This window comes from Spirosoma sordidisoli, from assembly GCF_004138325.1.
Taxonomy (GTDB): domain Bacteria; phylum Bacteroidota; class Bacteroidia; order Cytophagales; family Spirosomataceae; genus Spirosoma; species Spirosoma sordidisoli.
The window spans coordinates 1-23,002 of record NZ_SBLB01000007.1; the positions used below are offsets into that span (position 1 = coordinate 1).

Consider the following 23,002-nt stretch of genomic DNA (forward strand, 5'->3'; position numbering starts at 1 on the left):
TAGCCAGCGCTTACCGCATCGTGTTTCAAACCCTAGGGCTATGAAGGCTTTTGTATCATCTACCCGGTGGTTGCTTACTGGCTTACTGATAGCCAGCCTGCTGCTGTTGAGCAATGGGTGTCAGCCCGTCACGAACCCGCTGACGCTCCAGGCCGGGCAGACTGAGAACGGGGGGGCTGTACGGGCCTACATCCGGAATTTGGGCTGCCCCGACTCGCTCATTGAGGACAAAGGCGACCACTTCATCGCCGATGGCGATATGGTGTTCCCCAAGAACATGGCTGTACCAGACCTGGCCGATAGTATTGGTCCGCAGGAAGAGCAGGCCTATAGGCCTACATTTGGGTTAATTCATTCGGTCAGAAGGCAGCGGGAAGTTCGGGTTATCGTTCACCCCGCCATAAATGATTACGTGGATGAAATTAGCGCAGCTTTTCAAAAATGGAACAGCACAGGCAGCACCATTTTTTTTAAAATGGTAAACGGAGCGCGTCCGTTTGATATAGCTATCAAGCCTGCAAACGCTCAGGGAATTCCGTTAATGGAAGCAATGTATGCATACGCCCAATACCCGCAGGCTGGGTTGCCCGGTAATTTGGTTATTGTAAACCTGGCAAACTTTAGAACGCTCTCCAGAGCCAGGCAAATCAGTACGTTGGCCCATGAACTGGGCCATACGCTTGGGTTGGCTCACACGAACTGGCAAGCTCTACGTGAAAGGGGATTTACTTATATAGCTGGTACACCGGTCAATGATCCTGCTTCCATTATGAATGGAGTTGGAGTGGGGGTACCCTTCGGTTTTCCCAATGCCATCTCACCCAACGACGCCAGAGCGCTGCGGATCCTCTATCCCAAAGTCCCCTACAATATCAGACTCAGCTGGCTCAACCCCACCACCCTGCGCATCAGCTGGTCGGGGCCCCTGCACCCCGTCAAGGGGCACTACGTCAAGGTGACGCCTGTAGACATGGAAGGCAACGGCATTCCCCGCACCATCTGGGTAGGGGGTAACCAGACTAGTTGGGATGTCAACGCAGCCAACCCGGCCTGCCAGTGTTTGGCCGCCAGCATGTACGAGGTGGAGCTACAGACGGTTTATAACGACGATGCACCCCCGGGCGCGCTGTCGCGCTCGGCCTGGACGGACACGGCTATACTTTATGCTGGCTGAGTCGCCTTTTTCATCAATCCATATTTAACCCTACGACTATGCAAAAATGTTTACCAGCCACCAGCTGGTTGTTGACGGGCCTGCTGGCCGTGAGCCTGCTGCTCGCCAACGGCTGCCAGCCGGTTTCTGATCCGCTAGCCCCCCAGGTCAACAGCAGTGGGGCCGTACGGGCTTACATCCGCAGCCTGGGCTGCCCCGACTCGCTCATTGAGGACAAAGGCGACCACTTCATCGCCGATGGAGATATGCTGTTTAATAAAAACATGCCGTTACCGGCCAATGGAGCCCAGCAAGAACAGGCTTACGAGAGCCTGAATCAACTGATTTACAATGGAAAAGCTCAGGAACGTGTTTGGGTGTATATCCACCCCGAATTGATCGCCCCAGGTAATAAACAATACATCCCCGGTATTGTAGACCTGGTAACCAAAGCCACCACTCAGTGGAATAATGCAGGATACAACCCTGTGACCAAGAGCAACCTGGTACGCACGAAGTTCTATATCACCAAAAACAACATGCCAGGTGTTGTTCATATAGTTCGTGACGAAGCTGTTACAACAGGTATGTCCTATGGTCCGTATGCAACGGGTTCTCCACCATCACTAGGCCACCCGGGAGAACTGTTAATTATTCATTACCCAAAATTTAAGATGTTACTGCATAAGAATCAAATAGCTGCTCTAACGCATGAATTTGGGCATTGTTTGGGCTTAGTACACACTGATTGGAAAAAATGGACGCGTGAGATACCGGGTCTTCAAATTCCGGGCAGCCCTGCCGTTGATAATGCGTCTATCATGAATAGAACACCGACGGCTACCGCACCCAGTGCCGCCGACATCAATACGCTCAGGACGTTGTATCCGGCTACCGTATACAACATCAAACTCAGCGTCGTCAATAAACCTAATTCCCAAAAAGCCTTCTCGATCAGTTTGAATGGTCCCGTGCACCACATAAAGGGCTTCCTGTTCAGGTATTACATCAACCACAAGGTTATATCCAACGGAACGCTTGCGTATAACCCAACCTACGGAACGGGCGAGCAGGGGTATAGCTATGCTCCCAAACCAGCCCCTGCCGCTAACCAGTACACCCTGGAGACCAGACAAATACAGACCTATGGATCAGATATCACCTATAAACAGACCTGGTATCTTCAGTTCAATGTGCGGATAAGATACGCGGATGGAACTCTTGGCCCCTGGTTGGCTCAGGATCAAAAATTCACTGGCGAGTTTAAGTGATCGCCTGACCAGTTGTTACCTATTTTCATGAAAAACTATCTAAAAGCGGCTTGTATGCACACATCCTTATCCCTGCAGGGCTGGTCGTTGACCGGCCTGGTGCTGACCGGCCTGGCGGTGCTCATCAATGGTTGCCAGCCCGTTACGGACTCGTTGAGGCCCCAGGCCACACAGGCCGACAAGAGCCAGGCGGTGCGGGCCTACATCCGCAGCCTGGGTTGCCCCGACTCACTCATCCACGACGCGGGCGACCACTTTGTGGCCGATGGCGATATGCTGTTTGCCAAGAATATGACCCTGCCAAGCCCGGCTAACGTGAGTGACACTCAGGAGGAACAGGCTGCATTATCTGGAATTCCTATGATTGCAAATGGAAAGCGACAGCAAAATATTCGAGTGCAATTAGAGCAACCCCTGAGCGGTTATGACACTGAACTGGCAGAAGCTTGTAGAATCTGGAATGCTTCGAACAGCAGGATTCGCTTTCGGGTAGTTCGGCCTCCGAATGACTACGACATCATGATTAGGGTCAAAGCTGATATATCAAAAGTTGGTAAAGAGATCATCGCTTATGCTGAAAAAAGAGTCTCCAGTCGTAATGAACTCCCCCATAATACAATTAGTGTAAATATGAATAATTTTTCCCGTCTTGATCTTCCTAAACGAATACATACTTTGGCCCATGAATTGGGGCATACGATCGGCCTTGCCCATACTGACTGGCAAGCAGTCAGCCCTAGACACCAGGAACTACACCTGGTTGGTACCCCAGTTATTGACCTGGCATCTATCATGAATGGCTCTCTATCGAACGGCTGGCCTACCAAACTTTCGCCTAGCGATAAAAAAGCGCTGGGCATCATCTACCCCACGCATCCCGGAAAAGTTACCGCAAAATGGTCGTCCCCCACATCTACCACAGTAATAATCAATTGGGAAGGGCCGATGCATCGCGTCAAGGGCACTAATATCATCATAAGGCCCATCGGTGTGGATGGTTTTCAATGGCCCGTTATTCGTCATTATCAACCATCCTCTGCCCTTGTGCGTGTCAAAAACGCGCTCGCTTTAGATATCCGGAACGTGACCTGCCGTTGCCTGGTGGGTACTCTTTATGAGATTAGTGTCCAGACGGTCTACATGGATGATGTGCCGTTGCCAGGACAACAGTCAAGGTCACTTGAATCCGCGACAGTCTTCTTGCAATCACATTGAGCGGCTCCAGGGCCAAATAGACGATACCTGGGTGATAGCCCCCACTTTGCCTGCGTTTTCGAAGGGGCCAGGCTAGCTGTCAACCCACTGTTATGAACCCCGACAAACCCCACTGCTATGCAAACACCTTTACCGCTGACATGGAAGCCGCCGAGTTCGTCGATACGACCAAACCCCACTGCTATGCAAACACCTTTACCCCTGCTGGGCTGGGCATTGACAGGCTTGGTGCTGGCCGGTCTGGCGGTGCTCATCAACGGCTGCCAGCCCGTTACGGACTCGTTGAGGCCCCAGGCCACAGAGGCCGACAAGAGCCAGGCGGTGCGGGCCTACATCCGCAGCCTGGGCTGCCCCGACTCGCTGATCCAGGACGCGGGTGATCACTTCATCGCTGATGGGGATATGCTGTTTTCTAAGTTGAAGGATCCGAGGTGCGGGTGCTTTGTGGCCGGTATGTACGAGATCGAAGTCCAGACGGTGTACACCGATGATAGTTTAATTCCATCGAGGTCAGACTGGTCGGATACCGCTCTTCTATATAGCCGCTGAGTTTTCATTGATATATCCATGACGCCAGCGTATTGGCGTCACCAGCGTTTACCTACTCATTCTGCTTCTTTGTCAATTACATATCTGCTAAACCCAAACCTGTACTACCCATGAAGTGGCCGATTTACAAAATACTTTTGATAGGATTACTGCCGCTTGTTACCAGCCAGTCAATCGTTGCGCGAACACTCGGTGTGGACCATCGGGCGCTCATTGAAAAGCTGGTAATCAGCCAGGCCTTTCGGGACTTTGCCGATAACGCCTGGGCGCTTGTCCTGTATAAGCAAAGGCATCAACAGGCTCAGACCAAGGCTAGCCAGGCTGCTGAGCAGATCCGGATCAGTGTGCTGCTCGACCATCCGGAATATCTGCTGACCTCTCAGAAAGATGAACTGGCGCGCGCGGCTGGTTACTCCAGCTGGGAAGCGTACCAACAGAGCATAGTTGCCACACTGTCGTCTAGGGATCGACTGCTGGCTGATTTTCCGGAGTTGCACACACTGCCGCAGCCGGAGGCCGAGTCGGTGCTGGGAGCCGCTTTCAGCCGGCTGCTGGAATCAGGGGCACTCATAAAAGCTCAGGATTATGTCGATTGTATTTACAGCGCTGAAGTCAATCAGGCAAATTGTCTATACGGTGCTGCTTCAACGGTACCAGCAAAAAAGGTTTTAATTGCTTGTTTGGCTGCTTCCTCACTCGCAACGTTGTATTACACATTCAGATTAACGGCCAGGGCACGTGAACCCTTTAATCGAATAGTGCTTACAGACCCAAACCTCCGATTCTCAATAGACAACCATCTGTCCAAGCTTATCTTAATGGATGGTGTAGGTTGCTTAGGCATAGGTCTCCTGGTCGGCGGTATAGCTTCGGCTGTGAAGAAAACAAGCTGCATCAGTACCTATGAAAAAGCCGTTAACGCCTGCGCCAGATAAGCTCTGTTAGCTGTTAAGCCGCATTATAAGCCATTTTGTAGTCATTGATGTAGCCTGAACGGTGTTAGTTCGTCTTTAGGAGAAAACAATCGGGCATATGAGGGGCACATCTGTTAGGTACGTTTACCTACGACACTATTTACTTAATCGCTTAGTAATGAAATTTTTTAGGTATAGCTGTTTAGGCTTTGCAGGCATAGCATGGTTCGTAGGGTTTGGGGCCAATTGTCTGGCTCAGTCAGGCTCCACGTTTAAGCCCTACTCGACCATTTCGGCGGGCGCTGGCACATCGACCTACCTGGGCGAACTGGCTGCCTCGCTTCCTAAAGCTTTGGTGACGTTGCCACGCTATAATCTGACGGTTGGCTACGCCCGCCAGCTTACCCCTAAGCTGGCGGCCCGGGCTAGCTTCACCTGGGCCCGACTGGTGGGCGATGACTATACCTACAGTCTGGATAACCCAGCCACTTATGCCTTTGCGTACGTTCGCAACCTGCACTTTCGGAATGATGTGAAGGAGCTGGCCCTGACGGGGGTGTATAACCTGGTGCCCGATGGCCACACGGCTAACCGAAGAGCCGCGTATACGCCTTACGTGTTTGCGGGCATTGCGCTGCTGGCCCATAACCCGAAAGCACTAACGCCCGTCGACCCCTACGATCCCTATACAAACCCGCAGCGGTGGGTCGACTTGCAGCCTTTAGGTACAGCAGGCCAGGGGCAGCCCGACGCCAAACAACTATACCCGCTCCTGACGGCAAGTATTCCGGTGGGCGTTGGCTTCCGGTACAAGCTTAATGACCAGATTAATCTTGGCTTCGAGATCGGTGTTCGCTATACGCTGACTGATTATCTGGATGACGTGGCCAATGATGATTCCTACCCTGATTTTTCAAACCTATCCGAACTGGGCATACTGATGAGCGATCGGCGGCAGGAGTCGAACGCAGCCCGGCACTATGGCAACCCGGACCGGTATTCCATTTTATTTGATCTGATGGATACTAATCAAACCCCATTCGAAACCATTCAGCGAACGGCGCCCGGCGAATCGAGCGGTACGGATAAATATCTGTTGACTACGTTCTCCATCCAGTACATCATACCGGGGCGGGTCAGGTGTCCGGTTCCGCGAAAACGGTAATTCATCTGAATTTTACCGGCGTCTGGTTGTTCATGGCCCGAATCCACTCGCGTATGAGCGCTACGCCTTCGCGGTGGGTGACTTTACGGGCTACTTCGGGCATCATCACGCCAGGGTCCGTCGACTCCATCCGGTAGACCAGAATAGACTCGTCGGGTTGGCCGGGTACAATATCGAACTGCCGGCCGCCCGAGCCGCGTCCGGCGGCTACCGGTGTTTTCCGAACTCCCCAGGCCGTCGGGTTTGTTTCGGTATGGCGCAGATTCAGACCCGAGGTGCTGGCTGGCCCGTCGGGGCGGTGGCAGTGGGCGCAGTTGATGTCGAGCCAGGCACGGGCCCGCGCATCCAGGCTCCCCGTTGCGGGGTCGTTCCAGACCGGCGTCTTCGGCACGCTGGCCAGCGCGGGCAGATCCGTCAGCAGGCCATGCTGCTGCCAGTAAGTAAGCTGGTTAGCTGCGCCGTCGGCATAGGTCAGGCTGCCGTTGAGTTGCCGCGCCGACGGGCCGATGGGCATCAGCGTTTCGTTGCGGTTATGACAGCCTTTACACTGGTTCAGGTTGGGCATCACATAGAGCTGGCGATGATTTTTGCCGCTGGCATCTGTATAATCTACAGTCGTCTGCTCACCGGCTACCTCGAGGGTGGCGTCGGTCTGTTCGGCGTTCCAGACGTATTCGAGGGCTTTCCAGCCCGCGGCTTCGTGGACCAGCAACCGGGTTTCGAGCAAACGCCGGCCTTTGTCGGGCTGGCGAAAATCAATCGGGAAATAAAACGTCTTGATCAGCACCGTACCGACCGGGAAAGCCAGCACGTCGTCGGGCGTATAGGGCACCGACTGGCCGGCGGGTAGCCGAACGAACCGCAGTTTTTCGGCATAATCGGAAAACAGCGGGGTGTTGAGCCGATAGGGAACAACCCCGGCCGCCGGTTGCTGGTCGGCGAGGTTACCCGTAAAAAAGTCCCAGGCCGAGAGGCTTTCCGGTGCCGCCACAGCCGGGTAGTCCTGCCTGATGGTAAAGGCAACCGACAGCAAAAAAACACCGATCGATAGGAGAAGGACTTTCATAGGGCGAGGGAGTAAGCGTTTGTTGGTTTTGTTATCCCGCCGGTACGCCGGTGCGGAATGACAAAAAAGACGACCAGGCGTCGTTCAGCTCAGGCTGCGGTTACCGGCCCAGGCTCAACTTCGCATCGGCGAGGGGTTTGAGTTCGCAGTTGTGCTTCGACAGATCACGCGACATGGTCCTGAAGTTATTGGCCACGTCCATATTGGCAAACGTAGCGCCCGTATTGTTGCGCAGGCAGATGTCCATCGTGGCCGGTTGGGCGTAGGTGTTATCGGTAATGCCATCCCACAAAATATCGGGCACGTCTTTGCCGAACTTGAGCTTGAACCGGAACATCATGCCCATGCGGCCTTTGCGGGTGGGGTAGCCGCGTTCCCGGCGGTACACGTTGTCGTGGATGTCGATGTGGGTCGGGTAGGGGTAATAGCCTTTGTCGGCAATGGGGTTCTCGGTCATGTAGTAGCTGATGATACCCGTACCGATGCTCTTGTTGTTGATGATCTGGTTCTCGAAAATCTCGACCTGGTTCGTGGCCAGAATCAGCATGCCCGTACCGGCCGCCACCCGCGCCACGATGTTGCCTTTGGGCGCGAAATTGTCGAAGTTGTTGTTCTGAATCGTGTTTTTGTAGACCCTCACGTTGCCACCCCGTTTCTGTACCAGATCGGGCAGGTCGAACACCAGAATACCGCCCGTATTGTCGTGCGCGTTATTTTCGTAGACATCGGCCATCAGCGAATTCTCGATCTCGATACCGGCTACGTTATGGTGAGCTTCGCACTGGCGCACCACGATGTTTTTCGACTGACCCACGTAGATGCCCGCGTCGGAAGCTCCGATGGCCGTACAGCGTTCGATCAGCACGTTCTGGCACTGCACCGGGTAGAGGCCATACGAGCCGTTGGTGGGGCCGGGTTTGCCGGTCCACTCGACCTTTACGTTCCGAAACGTGATGCCGTTTACGTTCATGGTTTTGATGCAGTCACCTTTGGTATCCTGAATCGTCAGGTCTTCGATAACGATGTTCTGCCCGTTGCTGACGCGTAAGCCTTCGGCCCCGTCGGTCTGGCCTTTGAACGACAGAATGGTTTTGTCCATACCCCGCCCGCGGATGACGATGTTTTTCTTGTCTTCGAGCGACAGGCTGCCGCTGAAGGTGAACGTACCCTCGTCGAGCTGGATCGTAGCGCCGTCGTCGCTCAGGATAAGCTGTTTCTGAATGGCCTTCTGGACCGCTGGCTGGGCCACTGCCGACGTGACCAGCAGGGCGTAAACGATCAGGATACCGAACAACGTTTTCATAGAAGTAGTTGATATAGGGTTAGTGGCAATCCGTTCCATGACGTGAAAAAGCGTTACGCTATCCGAAGCGCGAATCTGCTACTTTTATACCCAATTGCATACGCTAACTATCAAGTAACTCATGGCCGAACGCATTAGCTACGGCAAGACGTGGTGGGGGCAGCAGTGGCTCAACGCCCTAACCCGGATTGACGACGCCAACCGGCTGCCACGTGGTAAAACCTACGCCAACAAAGGGGCGGTACAGGGGCTGAAAATCGATACCAATCAGATCAGCGCTTCCGTAAAGGGAACCAAGCCCCGGCCGTACAAAGTAAAACTGACCGTACCGCTGTTTACCGGTCAGGAGCGCGACTGGCTGCTGACCGAAATTGGTGATAACCCGGCTATTCTGGCGCAGCTGCTGAACCGGCAACTGCCCGAAGAGCTGGTGCAGTTTGCCCAGACGCGCCAGATTACCCTGTTCCCCGAATCGTTCGACGATCTGGGGATGGGCTGCTCATGTCCCGACTATGCCATTCCCTGCAAACACCTGGCGGCTGTCGTGTATGTCATTGCCAACGAGATTGACCGCAATCCGTTTCTGGTTTTTCAGCTGAAAGGGCTCGATATCCTGGCCGAACTGAAAGACCAGCAGGGCGACGTGCTGAGCGGAGGTATGGAGGCCGTGCTGCTGCTGCGCGACCTCGGCACCGACGACCTGCCCGACGATGAGGACTGGAAACCCGACGAAGCAACCCGGAGCCTGCTCGACTTCGGTACCATTCCGCCCCTGGCCGATCAGCTGCTCGATCTGTTGCAGCCCGAGGTTACCTTCACCAAAAGTGATTTCAAGAAGTCGCTCGCCAGGGCGTATAGCCTGTTCAGTAAGCCCGTCGTCGACCAGCCGGGCCGGGGCCGCTCCGTTACCCGACACGCCCGTCCGAACGGTCAGGCTAAACCGGCGCCCGACGCCGGGCATCCCGATCCCAGCGACAGCATCGAGCTACAGCTCGATGAATTGATGGAGATCAAAAAGATCGGCGTCTTCACCGAGCATGGCGAACAGCGGTCCTTTAGCGACTATGACCTGGCCGACCTGACCAGCTGGCTCGATACGCTCACCGAAGCCGATTTTGCCGAGATGAGTGATTCGGTACGGGCGCTCTATCTGGCCCATCAGTTTTCGGCCGCGCTGCTGCGCCGGGGTGCCGTAGTGCCGCAGTTGCTGTGTCTGGGTGTCAAAGAAGATCAGTACCGGGTGCGGTGGATGCCCGCTACGCTCAACGAAGCCGTGCGGCAGCAGACCGATCTGCTGGCGGCTCAGCTGCCTCCGCTGCTGCTGACCATGCGCTGGCAGAAAGAGTGGCTGGCGCTGCCCGGCCGCGAACAGGTACTGATGCTCTGTTCGCTGCTCATGCGCCCGACCATCCATGCCTCGACCGTTGAGCTTTGGGAACGCTGGCCGCTCGAAGACGCCGACCGTTTGTTTTTCGGCGTCGAAACGGTTCGGTTCGAAGGGTTCGGGAAACGCGAGATGCCGCTGGCCATGCAGTTATGGCTGAACGATTTCTTCCTGACCCACAAGCGGTTCGTGCCGATCTTGGCCGTAGAAGAGTCGGAACTCAGCGACGAGTTCCGGGTCAGCCTGCTCATCCGCGATAACGAGGCCGTTGCCGAAGCGCCCCCCGCCGACGTAGCCAAAAAAACGAGCCGATCCCCCAAAAAAGCCGCTGCGGCCCTGTCGGTCGTGCCGCCCATTCCGCTGCACGAGATTCTGAACGATCGCAGACACGCGGGGATCCGGATGGCCGTTTTGCAGGATTTGCTTGTTTTGTCGAGGCATTTTCCTGATCTGGCTCAGCTCACCAAAACCGACGGCGGCTCCCGGCCCGACGCGCTGTTCTACAAACCCGACGAGTTCGTGAAGGTGTTGCTCGAAGCCCTGCCCCGCATGCAGTTGCTCGGTATTTCGCTGCTGTTGCCGAAGTCGCTCCGGCATTGGGTACGGCCTACGGCTGGCGGGCGGCTTCGTCCTAAAACCAAAGGCTCGGTGTCGAACCCTTCGTTCATGCGCCTGGACGATATGCTGACCTTCGACTGGCAGGTAGCCCTGGGCAGTGAGATGGTCAGCGTGAAGGAGTTTCAGAAGCTGGTCAGTAACTCGACCGGGCTAGTCAAGATCAAAGACCAGTACGTACTGATCGATCCCGACGAGCTCAACAAGCTCTACAAACAACTCGACAACCCGCCCGAACTAACCGGGGCCGACATGCTGCGGGCGGCTCTGTCGGAAGAATACAAAGGCAACCGGCTGGGCCTGGGCGACGATGTGCGCGAGATCATCCGGCAGTTTACCAATACCGAAGCCCAGCCGCTCCCCGACGCGCTCAACGCCAGCCTCCGGCCTTATCAGCAGCGGGGCTACGACTGGCTCGTGAAAAATACGGCTCTGGGCATGGGAAGCCTGCTGGCCGACGATATGGGCCTGGGCAAAACCCTGCAGGTGATTGCGCTGCTGCTGCGGTTCCGGCAGGAAGGCCGCTTCAGAAAACAGAAAGGGCTGGTTGTGTTGCCAACCACGCTGCTGACCAACTGGCAGAAAGAGATAGCCCGCTTTGCGCCCGATCTGAAGCCGCATATCTACCACGGTCCCGGCCGGAAGCTCCCCGACGAAAACGCCCCGTACGACCTGCTGCTGACTACCTACGGGGTGGTGCGCTCCGACCTCGAAAAGCTGAAGAAGACGACCTGGGCCACGATCGTTATCGATGAAGCGCAGAACATCAAAAATGCCGATACCGAACAGACCAAAGCCGTTAAATCGCTGAAGGCTCCCATCCGGATCGCGCTCAGCGGCACGCCGGTCGAGAACCGGCTGTCGGAGTTCTGGAGCATCATGGATTTCGTGAACAAAGGCTACCTCGGCGGACTGACCAAGTTTAACGAAGACTTCGGCAAACCCATTCAGCAGGAGCGCAACCACCAGAAGCTCGATCAGTTCAGGCGGGTTACCAGCCCGTTCCTGCTCCGGCGCGTCAAAACCGACAAAACCATCATCAGCGACCTGCCCGATAAAATCGAGAACAACCAGTACTGCTCACTCACACCCGAGCAAACGGCGCTGTACGAGAGCGTTGTGCAGGAGAGCATCCGGGCTATCGAAGACAAGGACGGCATGGCCCGGCGCGGGCTGGTTCTTAAGCTGATGACGGCGCTCAAACAGATCGGTAACCACCCGCATCAGTACCTCAAGGAAGGACAGGCCACCAAAGGCAATCGTAACGCCGGCCCGTCGGATCCGGCGCTGTCGGGCAAAGCCACGCTGCTGCTCAACCTGCTCGAAACGATCTACGCCAACCACGAGAAAGTGCTGATTTTCACCCAGTACTACGAGATGGGGATGTTGTTGCAACAGTTCATTCAGCAGGCCTTCGGGCAGGAGCCCCTGTTTCTGCACGGCGGCACCACCCGACCCGACCGCGACCGCATGGTTGAGCAGTTTCAGAACAACCGGTCTGACCACACCTTTATTCTATCCCTGAAAGCGGGCGGAACGGGCCTCAACCTGACCCAGGCCAATCACGTCATCCATTATGACCTCTGGTGGAACCCCGCCGTAGAAGCCCAGGCCACCGACCGGGCCTTCCGGATCGGGCAAACCAAAAACGTGCTGGTCTACCGCCTGATGAACCAGGGCACGCTCGAAGAAAAAATCGACGCCATGATCCGGTCCAAAAAAGAACTCGCCGACCTCAGCGTAAAAACCGGCGAAACCTGGATCGGCGACCTCAGCGACGAAGACCTTAAAGAGCTGGTCAGTTTGGGATAACACACTCGAAACATCGATCGGACCGTGCGTTTATTTCCCGGTGTTCGCCATCCATCCCTGGCCCGTCAGGGCCATCACAGCGTAGCGTCGGTAGCGGGTAGCAAACGTACGGGATCAGTCGTGGCCCGTTAGGGCCAAAACAGCGCAGCGTCGGTAGGAATCGACAGGCGCCCATCCATCCCTGGCCCGTCAGGGCCATCACAGCGTAGCGTCGGTAGAAAACAGCCCTCCAGGTGGGAACCGTGTGCCGTCAGGTACCCGACCTGTTATGTACCTGATGGCACCTGGCTTTGGACGGGGTCCGGTCCCATGATGCTGCTACCGACGCTACCGACGCTGCGCTGTTATGTACCTGACGGCACATTGTATTTGCTGCCCCCGAATGATGCTACCGACGCTACGCTGTTCTGGCCCTAACGGGCCGGGGTTGACCTGTACCTGCTACCACCGACGCTGCGTTGTGATGGCCCTAACGGGCTGGGGTGATCTGAATGTCTGTTACCTGCTCGACGCTGCGCTGTATGGGCCCTGACGGGCCGGGGTTGATTTTGGACGTCTGTGATTCTAACGGGGGATGTCGCCCCGTTTCAGGGCTTTGACGGCATAGTCGGCGGCCCGCGCGGAGAGGGCCATGTAGGTCAGGGAGGGGTTCTGGCAGGGCGACGAAGTCATGCAGGCGCCGTCGGTACAGAATACGTTTTTAACGAGGTGATGCTGGTTGAACCGGTTGAACACCGAATTGTTGGGGCTGGTGCCCATTCGGGCGGTCCCCATCTCGTGAATGCTCAGCCCCGGATGCGCCTGGCTGTCGAAGCCGCTGATGTTTGAGAAACCGGCTTTTTCCAGCATCAGTACCGCCTGCTCCTGCGCATCCCGGCGCATCAGGGTTTCGTTTTCGCGGTAATGAACGTCCATCTTCAGAACGGGCTGGCCCCATTTGTCGGTTTGTTCGCTCGTCAGGTACACCCGGTTGTCTTCGTAGGGCAGACATTCGCCAAACGCATCGAGGGTTACTTTCCAGCTGCCAAACTGGGTGGCTTTGGTTTTGAAGTCGGCACCGAACCCCTCTTCCCGATAAGCATGCTCCCAGTTTTCGCGGTTGGTATAGACTTCAAACCCGTAGCCGCGCCGGAACGGTTGCCGGTCGGTGCCCAGGTTCCGGAAGCGCGGAATGTACAGCCCGGCGGGGTGGCGGCCGTAGTAGTATTTATCGAGATCGCGGTCGTAGTCGGCGGTGGCGCCCACGTGAAAATGGTGGTCCATCAGATTACGGCCCAGCTGACCGCTTTCGTCCATACCCGTTGGAAACCGGTTCGAGCGGGAGTTCATCAGGATATAGGTCGAGCCCAGCGCCGATGCGTTCAGGAAAATGATACTGGCCGAAAACTCGAGCCATTCGTGGGTTTGCTCGTCGATGACCCGCACGCCCGTGGCGCGGCCTTCTCGCTCGTCGTAGATGATGGAGTTAACAATGGAATGGGGCCGTACCGTCAGGCGGTTGGTCCGCCGGGCGGCTGGCAGCGTGGCCGACTGGGTGCTGAAATACGCCCCGTACGGACAGCCGCGCATGCAGAGATTACGAAACTGACATTTGGCCCGGCCCAGCGCCATCTGTTGGGCCGTAGGGGCGGTCAGGTGGGCCGCCCGCGCCGAAATCACCTTGCGGTCGGGAAACTGGGCGTTGACGCTCTGCCGCAGGTGGGCTTCGAGACAGTTGTCGGGCAGGGGCGGCTGAAACTGGCCGTCGGGCAGGTGGGGCAGCCCATCGCGGGAGCCGGCAATACCGGCAAATTTCTCGACGTAATCGTACCAGGGGGCAATGTCTTTGTAGCGAATGGGCCAGTCGGTCGCGATGCCTTCTTTGGCGTTGGCTTCAAAATCGAGGTCGGAGAACCGAAACGAGTACCGCCCCCACATCAGCGACTTGCCGCCTACGTGATAGCCCCGAATCCAGTCGAACGGTTTTTCTTCGACGTAAGGGTTTTCCAGGTCGTTGACAAAATGATGGTGCGTAGCCTCGGTAATGGTAAAGCCCGTCCGGTTCTGAACCGGGTACTTGGCCAGCAGCTCGGGCGGCATCTGCTGGTTGCGGTGCGGAAACTCCCAGGGCGCTTTGGTGGCGGTATGGTAGTCGGAAACGTGTTCGATCATGCGGCCCCGTTCGAGCAGAAGCACGTTCAGCCCTTTTTCGCACAGTTCTTTGGCCGACCAGCCACCGCTGATGCCGGAGCCGACAACGATAGCATCGAATTTTTTACCCTTGGGAATCGGGGGCTGGGCAGTTGGGCGGTTCATGCGGAAAAAGGATAAGGACCGTTTTTGACAGTGACGTACAGACTACGAATTTACGACCGGATCACGAGTCGGTAAATAGGGTAGCTCACGATAATGAAGCCAACGGCGTAGAGGCTGCTCGAAAAGTCGCCGATGACAACGCCCGCCAGAAAAGCCAGCGACGCAATCAGCAGCGACCAGGTTGAGAACGGGTAACCCCAGGCCCGCACCGGGCGCGCCAGGTCGGGTTCCGTATGCCGCAGCCGGATCAGGGCCGCAAAACACGACGCGTAACAAAGCACGAAGAAAAAGGTAGCAATGTCGGAGAGCTGATTATACGTATTGGTCAGGATCATGGCCACCGACGTCAGCGCCGTGACCACCACCGCGTAGGCCGGTGTACCTCCGCTGTTTACGTACGTGACGAAAGAGAAAAATAGCCCATCGCGACCCATGGCGAAGATAACCCGCGGGTTAAACATCATCTGCGCGTTGATAATGCCCAGAATAGAAATCATCAGCAAAAACGTGACGACCTGCGCGCTGCCTGGCCCCAGTAGCACCTGTACTGCATCGGCCGCTGCGAGCTTGGACCCCGCCAAGGTCGATACGGGCAGCACGTACAGCAGGGCCACATTAACCAGAATATAGATGCCGATAATCAGCAGCACCCCGCTTACCATCGAGCGGGGCAGGTTGCGGCTCGGGTTTACGTCTTCTTCGGTAAAGTAGGCCGCCGTATGCCAGCCATCGTAGGTGTAAAAAACCGATTGCAGCGCCGAAAGTACCCCCAGCCAGACACCTCCCTGAGCAACCGTCCGGACCGACTCGGTCGAGACAACGACCGGCGTCTGGGGCGTAACGGCGAAGCACAGAATCACGAACGCCAGCAGCCCCACGGCTTTGAGCAGGCTCATGACCTCCTGGGCGCGGCTGGCCGACCGAACGCCCAGCCAGTGAAACCCCACAAACGCGACCAGCACACCAATGGCCACGGCTTTCTGGTAGTTGGCCAGCGTTGGGATCAGCAGCGCCAGGTATTCGCTCATGACGGCGGCTCCGAAAGCCATGGCCGACACGCTGCCCAGCCAGGCACTGATGCCGATCACAAACCCCACGTAGTTGCCGAAGGCCCGCCGGGCGTATACGTACCAGCCCCCCGCTTTCGGAACCATGGTGCCCAGCTCGATGACCGACAGCGACCCCACCAGCGCATACAGCCCTACGATCAGCCAGACGGCGATAATCAGAAATGGACTGCCAACGGCTTCGGCAATGGGACCGGGCTTGCGCAGAATACCGGTGCCGATGGTACCGCCAATGGTAACGGCTATGCCGAAGCCGACGCCGAGAAGTTTCTTGAGCTGGTTTTGGGCCATGTACGTGCTTTTTTTGACGGTTAGTTCGATTGGTAACGGGCTAATCAACACCGTCTGCGGTGGGTCAGGAGCGTATAGCTTACTGTACAATGATAATGAAAAACCAATCGCCAGAGGCCATACAACGGTCTACGTTGGCCTTTTTCCTACATTTGCGCCCATGAAAGTCTGGATGCTGGTTTTCGTGGGAGGAGGGGCCGGCAGTTTGCTGCGGTACCTGACCGGGCGCATCATACCGGCCACGCTGACCCCTTCGCCGTTTCCGCTGGCTATTCTGGCCGTGAATGTACTGGCGAGTCTGGTGCTGGGCCTTGTAACCGGCTGGGTCATGGGCCGCACAACGGCTGAAGAAACCCGCCTGCTGATCGGGGTGGGGTTTTGCGGAGGGCTCAGCACCTTTTCGAGCTTCAGCAACGATACCCTGCTGCTGCTGCAAAACGGCCGCACCGGAGCCGCCCTGCTGAATATTGGCCTGAACGTGAGCCTGTGTCTGCTGGCATCGGCGGGTGGGCTGTCGCTGGGGCAGCGGCTTTGACGGCGTATCTTGCAGCCACTACGAACCCGGCATCACCATGAAACAGACGCTACTGGCTATTATTTCACTTGCCCTATCAATGAGTTCATCCATCCAGGCACAGGATATGGCGCGTCGGCTCCACGATGCGCACGATACGTATAAAGAAAAGACGTTTACCCACCGGCGGTTCAAGCATCGCGACATAGTGCCGCTGCTGAACGCGCTCAAAACGCCCCTGTCGGTTAGCCAGGTGGGTGAGTCGCTCGAAAAACGCAGCATCAACCTGGTTAAGGCCGGTACCGGATCAACGAACGTGCTGCTCTGGAGCCAGATGCACGGCGACGAAGCGACGGCGACCATGGCCCTGTTCGACATCTTCAACTTCCTGAGCGCGAAAAACGACGGATTCGATGAACTGCGGCAGGCTATCCTGAGCCAGATCACTATCCATGCGGTCCCCATGCTCAACCCCGACGGCACCCAACGGTTTCAGCGCCGTACGGCGACCGACATCGACATGAACCGCGATGCGCTGCGGCTGCAAACGCCCGAAGGCGCCCTGCTCAAAAACCTGCAGCAGACGCTCCGGCCGCTGGTAGGCTTCAACCTGCACGACCAGAACCCGCGGTACAGCGTAGGCAAGACCGGTAAGCAGGCGGTGGTGTCGTTTCTGGCAACGGCCTACGACGAAGACCGGAACGTAAACGACGTTCGGCAGCGGTCGATGCAGCTCATTGTGGGGATGAACCGGGTGTTGCAGCAGTTCGTGCCGGGGCAGGTGGCCCGGTACGACGATGAGTTCGAGCCGCGGGCCTTCGGCGATAACATTCAGAAATGGGGTACAACCCTGATTCTGATCGAGTCGGGCGGCTACCTGGGCGATTCTGAGAAAATGGCGATCCGGCGGCTCAACTTCGTCTCTATCCTGACGGCGCTCAAAGCCATTGCCGACGGGTCGTACAGACAGGAGCGGACTGAAGACTACCAGGCCATTCCGGAAAACGGACGGGCGCTGTTCGATCTGCTGATCCGCAACGTCACTCTGGTGCGCGAAGGCCGTAGTGTTACCGTCGATGTGGGTATAAACCGGTACGAAGAGAATCTCGACTCGGCCCGAGCCTTTGGCTACAAAAGCAAAATTGAAGACATCGGCGACCTCTCGACCTTCGGCGGGCTGGAAGAGATCGACGCTACCGGGCTGACCCTGACCCCCGCGCGGCTTTATAGCGATACCCTCGATACGCCTGCCAGCCTCCGAAAGCTCGATCTGGCCGCGCTATACAAAGAAGGAATTACGGCGTTTCGGGTGCGGCAGGCAAAAAAAGACACCTTGCCAACGCAGCTGGTTCACCTGCTCGTTGACGGCAAATTACCGGCCCGGCCGTTGCAGCTGGGCCAGATTCCGACCTTCCTGCTCCGGCGTGGTAACCGCATCGAGTATACTATTGTCAACGGATTCTGGAATCACGACCCGATTAGTCCAATAATAAAGGCGAACGGAATTGCCGAATAAACGGTGGTTTTTTGGCACGAAGACCGAATAAGTATTGGTTTATGTACATATTTGCCAAACAATACCTATTCAATAGGATTTGAATTGCAATTATTTGATAATCAACAATTTACGACTGTATCTAAACATAATTCAAGCGTAACAATGGCGTAACGTTGGCGTAATATTGGGCGGGTAGCTTTGCAGCGCAAATGCGACTCCAAACAAGAAATATGAAACCAACTGTATTATCACTCTTACTGACGTTCCTGTCAACGGTCTGTCTGGCGCAGACCGGCTCCGTGCAGGGACTGGTCAAAGACGCCAAAACCAAAGAAGCACTCATCGGTTGTACGGTCCGCATCGACGGAACCCAGATCGGCGCCACCACCGACATTGACGGAAAGTTTACGCTGGCCAACGTGCCCGCCGGTACCCAGAAAGTTGTTATCTCCTACGTTTCGTACCAGACCAAAGAAATTCCGAACGTTCGGGTCGAGTCGGGTAACACCACCACCATCGATACCGAACTCGACGAAGAAGGCAAATCGCTGCAGGAAGTGGTTGTTCGGGCCAACCGTGCTACCAACACCGAAGTAGCCGTTATCACCGAAATCAAGCAGCTCAAGCCACTGGCCGTCGGTATTTCGGCCCAGCAGATCCAGAAATCGCAGGATCGCGACGCGGCTGCTGCCATCCGGCGGGTGCCGGGCATCAGCATTGTCGACAACCGCTTCGTGCTGATCCGGGGCCTGGGAACGCGCTACAACTCCGTACTGATCAACGATGTGATTACACCCTCGACCGAAGTTGAGTCGCGCTCGTTCTCGTTCGATATCGTACCCAGCAACATCCTCGACCGGATGATCGTCTACAAATCGGGGGCAGCCGAGCTTCCGGGCGATTTTGCTGGTGGCGTCATTAAAATATATACCAAGCGCCGGCCCGACCAGAACTTCACCGACGTAGGCTTTACCATCGGCTACCGGCCCGGTACGACCTTCCGGACGGCACAGACCCACGACCGGGGTGGTTTGAGCGTGCTGGGGCTCTGGAACAAAGACCAGCAGATTCCAACCAGTTTCCCGGCGCGGGCCAATGACTTCAACGCCCTGAATGCCGCCCAGCGGGCCGGTTACGCCCGGCTGCTGCCCAACTCGTGGGGCCTGCGCCAGGTGTCGATTGCGCCCGATGTTCGACTGGCAATCAATATGGGACGCCGGTTCGACCTGGGCAACACCCGCGTTAGTAACCTGACCAGCATCAACTACAGCCTGACCAACCAGTACGCCGACATCGACCTCAGTATCTACCAGAACGGGGCCACGGCAAACGACGTGTTTGAGCGGTACGACGATGCCAACTACCAGCGGCAAACCCGACTGGGGGTACTTCACAACTGGACGTTCCGTTTCAACCCCCGCTTCACGCTGGAGTGGAAAACCCTGTTCAACCTGCTCAGCTCGACCGAAACCCTCAACCGGATGGGCCAGCGCGTTATCGACGGTGTCGACGTACAGGCGTTCTCGGAGCGCTTCGAAAACCGCAGTATTGTCAGCACCCAGGTATCGGGCGAGCATTCGCTGAGCGAGTTGTCTAAATTTAACTGGATCGGTGCCTACAGCTACTCGGGCCGGTGGGAGCCGGACTGGAAGCGGGCGCGTTTTCAGCGGCAAAGCGACAGCGGTCAGCCTTTTGCGGCCGTAATTCCGAACCAGCCCAACCCCATCGACAACGGCCGGTTCTTCTCGACCCTGAACGAGAACGTCGTATCGCTGATTGGCAACTACGAGCATACCTTCGGCAACCCAACAGATCGGGAGCCCAACCGCATCAAAGCCGGTATTTACGGCGAGCAGCGCAACCGGACGTACTCGGCCCGTTTCTACGGCTACGAGCGGGTGAGCAATGTGTCGCAGGAGATTACCAGCCAGCCGATCAACACCATTTTCGACGACCGGAACGTAACGGGTCAGCCGGGCGGGCTGTCGCTGCTCGACGGTACCAAAGATCTCGACTCCTACGAGGGTATCAACACCTACGGCGCGGCCTACGTACAGGGCGACGTAAACCTGGGCTCACGGCTGAACCTGACGCTGGGATTCCGGGGCGAGTTCAACAACCAGACCCTGCGGTCGGATATCAACCTGGTACGGACGGACCTGGTAGACCGGAGCATCTTTAGCCCGCTGCCTTCGCTCAACGCCATCTACAAACTGAACGACCGGCAAAACCTGCGACTGGCGTACTCGGCTACCGTAAACCGGCCTGAGCTGCGCGAGCTGGCTCCGTTCACCTACTTCGACTTCAACCTCCTGGCCGACGTTCGGGGTAACCCGTCGCTGACGACCGCTACGATCCAGAATATCGACGCCAAGTACGAGTTCTATCCAACGCCCAATGAGGTGATTTCGGTAACGGGCTTCGTGAAGCAGTTCAGCAACCCCATCGAAACATTCCTGCTGCCAACCGCCAACGGCCTGGGCTACACCTTTATCAACGCCCGGTCGGCCCGCAACTACGGCGTAGAGATCGAAGTCAGAAAAAGCTTTGCCAACGCATCGAGCGTTTTCCTGCAGAACCTGCAACTGGTTGGTAATGCCTCGTTCATCAACAGCCGCATCGACCTGGGGCAGACCGTTATCGGGCCCGATCTCAGTGGCCGGATCGGACCGTATGACCTGACCAACATTCAGTCGGCCGAGCGGCCACTGGCCAACCAGTCGCCCTACCTGATCAACGCCGGTGCTTACTATGCCGATCCGGTGTCGGGCTGGCAGGCCAACGTGCTCTACAACGTAGCCGGTCCCCGAATTTTTGCGGTGGGTAACCAGAACCAGCCAACCGTTTTCGAGATGGCCCGGAACGTAGTCGACCTGAATATTTCAAAGACATTCAAGAAGCAGTATGAGGTTCGGCTCGGTATACAGGACATCCTGAACGCACCGTTCCGCTTCGCCCAGGACTATAACGACGACGGCAAAATCGGTAAGGACGTAAGCTCGCTGAACGCCACCGCCGACCAGAACGTGCGCGTATTCCGCCGGGGTCAGTACGTCACGCTAACGGGGGTATACACCTTCGGTCGGCGCACGATAGTGCCTTAAGACAATATCCCAATAAACGTAAACCAAATCTGTGTTAGTTATGAAGTTTATGAAACGCTGGCAGTATTTGCTGCTTCTGATAGCGGGCGTGTTTGTCGCTGTGTCTGCCTGTACGAATGATGAAACGCCGGCTCCGGTAACCAGCATTACCAGCATCAGCCCAACCTCGGCCCCCGTTGGTTCGACGATTGTTATTACAGGAACGAATTTCAACACGACGCCAGCCAGCAACAGTGTAACTTTCGGAACCGTACCTGCCCAGGTTGTGTCGGCAACGCCCACGCAACTGGTCGTTACCGTTCCGGCTAACCCAGGTAACCCCATTTCGGTAGCGGCCAACGGCCAGACGGCCCAGTTCAGCGGTCAGTTTTCGCTGGCTAACAAACCAGTTGTTGAAGTAGCCACCAGCATCACAGCCAATACGACCTGGACGGCCTCGAACGTCTACCTGATTCGTGGATTCGTTTACGTCCGGTCCGGCGCTACGCTCACCATTCAGCCCGGAACGATCATCAAAGGGGGCGGCCCCGCTACCGACCCGTCGGGCCAGAGCCGGGGTGGTACGCTGGTTATTCAGCCGGGTGCCCGGATCGAAGCCAGAGGAACGGCGTCGCAACCCATTGTCTTTACCTCGAATGCGGCTCCTGGTCAGCGGAAGTACGGCGACTGGGGCGGTATCGTCCTGATCGGTAAAGCGCCTACCAACCGGCCCAGCGCTACTACCTTTGAAGGCGGTATCGAAGGAACCTTCGGTACGTTTAACGAGCCGACCGACAACTCCGGCACGCTCCAGTACGTCCGGATCGAATTCCCTGGTATTGCCCTGACAACCACGTCGAACAGCGAAATCAACGGCCTGACTCTGTACGGCGTCGGCTCGGGTACCACCCTCGATCACATCCAGGTTTCGTACAGCGGTGACGACTCGTTCGAGTGGTTCGGCGGTACGGCCAATGCCAAGTATCTGGTCGCATACCGGGGTTTTGACGATGACTTCGATACCGACTTCGGTTTCATTGGTAAAGTACAGTTTGCGCTTTCGCTGCGCGATCCGAACGCGGCCGACCAGTCGGGTTCGAACAGCTTCGAGTCGGACAATTTCAACCCGGGCGAAAATACGGCCGCTCAGGGTCCGGCAGCGCCTAACAACGGTCTGCCGCTGACGCAGCCCGTCTTCGCCAACGTAAGTTCGTTTGCGTTCCAGAGCGCGCCCAATACCAACCCAACGTCGGGTGGTAGCGGTGCGTACCAGTCGGCCATGCACCTGCGCCGGAATACGGCCATCAGCATCTACAACTCAGTATTTGCGGGCTGGCCGGAAGGGCTTCGTCTGGACGGTACGGCTACGGGTACGCTGGCTAACGTAAACTCGGGGGCGCTCGACCTGCAGGGCGTTACCATTGCCAATGCGTTGACGCCGGTTCGGGGCGCTGCGGCCATCACCAACGATCAGGCCACGACATTCTTCAACACGACGGCTAAAAAGAACACGATCGTTGCGTCGTCTGACGTGGCTGCGCTGCTCAACGCCCAGTCGTTTAACCTGACCACGCCTAACTTCCTGCCGCCGTCGGGTTCGGCGCTGCTGGTAGGGGCCAATGCCGCAACGGGTGGCAAACTGGCCGATTCGTTCTTTACGGCCGCTCCGTACCGGGGTGCGTTCAACGGAACCGACAACTGGCTGGCTACCTGGACCAACTTCGATCCGCAGAATACTAACTATGACCGCTAGAATCGGTCATTCAGTAACCGAGCTTACTTAATTTTATATTGGTGTCGCACGAAA

General features: G+C 56.7%; 15 protein-coding genes. 11 read left to right on the top strand and 4 right to left on the bottom strand.

Annotated elements, in window-relative coordinates:
• The first annotated feature begins 40 nt into the window (after positions 1–40).
• From EQG79_RS22560 to EQG79_RS22585, 6 genes are all read left to right on the top strand, one after another.
• Positions 41–1,174, top strand: coding sequence for a M57 family metalloprotease (locus EQG79_RS22560; RefSeq protein ID WP_129604349.1), 1,134 nt, complete (start codon positions 41–43; stop codon positions 1,172–1,174).
• A gap of 38 nt (positions 1,175–1,212) precedes the next feature.
• Positions 1,213–2,424, top strand: coding sequence for a zinc metalloprotease (locus EQG79_RS22565; protein WP_129604352.1), 1,212 nt, complete (start codon positions 1,213–1,215; stop codon positions 2,422–2,424).
• A 27-nt stretch (positions 2,425–2,451) separates the two neighbouring features.
• Entirely contained in the window at positions 2,452–3,639 is a 1,188-nt protein-coding gene (locus tag EQG79_RS22570) for a M57 family metalloprotease (RefSeq protein ID WP_077922365.1), read from the top strand.
• A 183-nt stretch (positions 3,640–3,822) separates the two neighbouring features.
• Entirely contained in the window at positions 3,823–4,188 is a 366-nt protein-coding gene (locus EQG79_RS22575) for a hypothetical protein (RefSeq protein WP_077922364.1), read from the top strand.
• A 110-nt stretch (positions 4,189–4,298) separates the two neighbouring features.
• Positions 4,299–5,123, top strand: coding sequence for a hypothetical protein (locus EQG79_RS22580; protein WP_129604355.1), 825 nt, complete (start codon positions 4,299–4,301; stop codon positions 5,121–5,123).
• Positions 5,124–5,280: 157 nt separating this feature from the next.
• Complete coding sequence (locus tag EQG79_RS22585; protein ID WP_240699425.1) at positions 5,281–6,267, top strand: DUF6089 family protein; 987 nt, start codon at positions 5,281–5,283, stop codon at positions 6,265–6,267.
• A gap of 1 nt (position 6,268) precedes the next feature.
• Here the strand turns inward: EQG79_RS22585 and EQG79_RS22590 are convergent, their stop codons facing one another.
• Together EQG79_RS22590 and EQG79_RS22595 are read right to left on the bottom strand one after the other, a co-directional pair.
• Positions 6,269–7,333, bottom strand: a complete 1,065-nt coding sequence (locus tag EQG79_RS22590; protein ID WP_129604358.1) for an SO2930 family diheme c-type cytochrome — start codon at positions 7,331–7,333, stop codon at positions 6,269–6,271.
• 100 nt (positions 7,334–7,433) lie between these two features.
• On the bottom strand, positions 7,434–8,636 hold the full coding sequence (locus tag EQG79_RS22595) for a parallel beta-helix domain-containing protein (RefSeq protein WP_129604361.1): 1,203 nt from the start codon (positions 8,634–8,636) through the stop codon (positions 7,434–7,436).
• A 121-nt stretch (positions 8,637–8,757) separates the two neighbouring features.
• On the opposite strand from EQG79_RS22595, the gene EQG79_RS22600 reads away from it, so the two are divergent.
• Positions 8,758–12,447, top strand: coding sequence for a DEAD/DEAH box helicase (locus EQG79_RS22600; RefSeq protein WP_129604364.1), 3,690 nt, complete (start codon positions 8,758–8,760; stop codon positions 12,445–12,447).
• 564 nt (positions 12,448–13,011) lie between these two features.
• Here EQG79_RS22600 and EQG79_RS22605 read toward each other — a convergent pair.
• Positions 13,012–14,742, bottom strand: coding sequence for a GMC oxidoreductase (locus tag EQG79_RS22605; protein ID WP_129604367.1), 1,731 nt, complete (start codon positions 14,740–14,742; stop codon positions 13,012–13,014).
• A 50-nt stretch (positions 14,743–14,792) separates the two neighbouring features.
• The gene (locus EQG79_RS22610; RefSeq protein ID WP_129604370.1) at positions 14,793–16,100 is read right to left on the bottom strand and encodes an APC family permease; all 1,308 of its coding nucleotides are present in this window, start codon (positions 16,098–16,100) and stop codon (positions 14,793–14,795) included.
• 160 nt (positions 16,101–16,260) lie between these two features.
• On the opposite strand from EQG79_RS22610, the gene crcB reads away from it, so the two are divergent.
• The 4 genes from crcB (at position 16,261) to EQG79_RS22630 (ending at position 22,948) form a co-directional block, all read left to right on the top strand.
• On the top strand, positions 16,261–16,635 hold the full coding sequence (gene crcB, locus EQG79_RS22615) for a fluoride efflux transporter CrcB (RefSeq protein ID WP_129604373.1): 375 nt from the start codon (positions 16,261–16,263) through the stop codon (positions 16,633–16,635).
• 37 nt (positions 16,636–16,672) lie between these two features.
• On the top strand, positions 16,673–18,130 hold the full coding sequence (locus EQG79_RS22620) for a M14 family zinc carboxypeptidase (RefSeq protein ID WP_240699426.1): 1,458 nt from the start codon (positions 16,673–16,675) through the stop codon (positions 18,128–18,130).
• 212 nt (positions 18,131–18,342) lie between these two features.
• Positions 18,343–21,216: a TonB-dependent receptor gene (locus EQG79_RS22625; protein WP_129604376.1), complete on the top strand. Its 2,874-nt coding sequence runs from the start codon at positions 18,343–18,345 to the stop codon at positions 21,214–21,216.
• A 40-nt stretch (positions 21,217–21,256) separates the two neighbouring features.
• Positions 21,257–22,948, top strand: coding sequence for an IPT/TIG domain-containing protein (locus EQG79_RS22630; RefSeq protein WP_077922354.1), 1,692 nt, complete (start codon positions 21,257–21,259; stop codon positions 22,946–22,948).
• Positions 22,949–23,002: the final 54 nt, after the last annotated feature.

Bases quoted from the DNA above. Each gene is read 5' to 3' on its own strand.
- EQG79_RS22560 (WP_129604349.1), top strand. From the start codon at position 41: ATGAAGGCTTTTGTATCATCTACCCGGTGGTTGCTTACTGGCTTACTG.
- EQG79_RS22565 (WP_129604352.1), top strand. From the start codon at position 1,213: ATGCAAAAATGTTTACCAGCCACCAGCTGGTTGTTGACGGGCCTGCTG.
- EQG79_RS22570 (WP_077922365.1), top strand. From the start codon at position 2,452: ATGAAAAACTATCTAAAAGCGGCTTGTATGCACACATCCTTATCCCTG.
- EQG79_RS22575 (WP_077922364.1), top strand. From the start codon at position 3,823: ATGCAAACACCTTTACCCCTGCTGGGCTGGGCATTGACAGGCTTGGTG.
- EQG79_RS22580 (WP_129604355.1), top strand. From the start codon at position 4,299: ATGAAGTGGCCGATTTACAAAATACTTTTGATAGGATTACTGCCGCTT.
- EQG79_RS22585 (WP_240699425.1), top strand. From the start codon at position 5,281: ATGAAATTTTTTAGGTATAGCTGTTTAGGCTTTGCAGGCATAGCATGG.
- EQG79_RS22590 (WP_129604358.1), bottom strand. From the start codon at position 7,333: ATGAAAGTCCTTCTCCTATCGATCGGTGTTTTTTTGCTGTCGGTTGCC.
- EQG79_RS22595 (WP_129604361.1), bottom strand. From the start codon at position 8,636: ATGAAAACGTTGTTCGGTATCCTGATCGTTTACGCCCTGCTGGTCACG.
- EQG79_RS22600 (WP_129604364.1), top strand. From the start codon at position 8,758: ATGGCCGAACGCATTAGCTACGGCAAGACGTGGTGGGGGCAGCAGTGG.
- EQG79_RS22605 (WP_129604367.1), bottom strand. From the start codon at position 14,742: ATGAACCGCCCAACTGCCCAGCCCCCGATTCCCAAGGGTAAAAAATTC.
- EQG79_RS22610 (WP_129604370.1), bottom strand. From the start codon at position 16,100: ATGGCCCAAAACCAGCTCAAGAAACTTCTCGGCGTCGGCTTCGGCATA.
- crcB (WP_129604373.1), top strand. From the start codon at position 16,261: ATGAAAGTCTGGATGCTGGTTTTCGTGGGAGGAGGGGCCGGCAGTTTG.
- EQG79_RS22620 (WP_240699426.1), top strand. From the start codon at position 16,673: ATGAAACAGACGCTACTGGCTATTATTTCACTTGCCCTATCAATGAGT.
- EQG79_RS22625 (WP_129604376.1), top strand. From the start codon at position 18,343: ATGAAACCAACTGTATTATCACTCTTACTGACGTTCCTGTCAACGGTC.
- EQG79_RS22630 (WP_077922354.1), top strand. From the start codon at position 21,257: ATGAAGTTTATGAAACGCTGGCAGTATTTGCTGCTTCTGATAGCGGGC.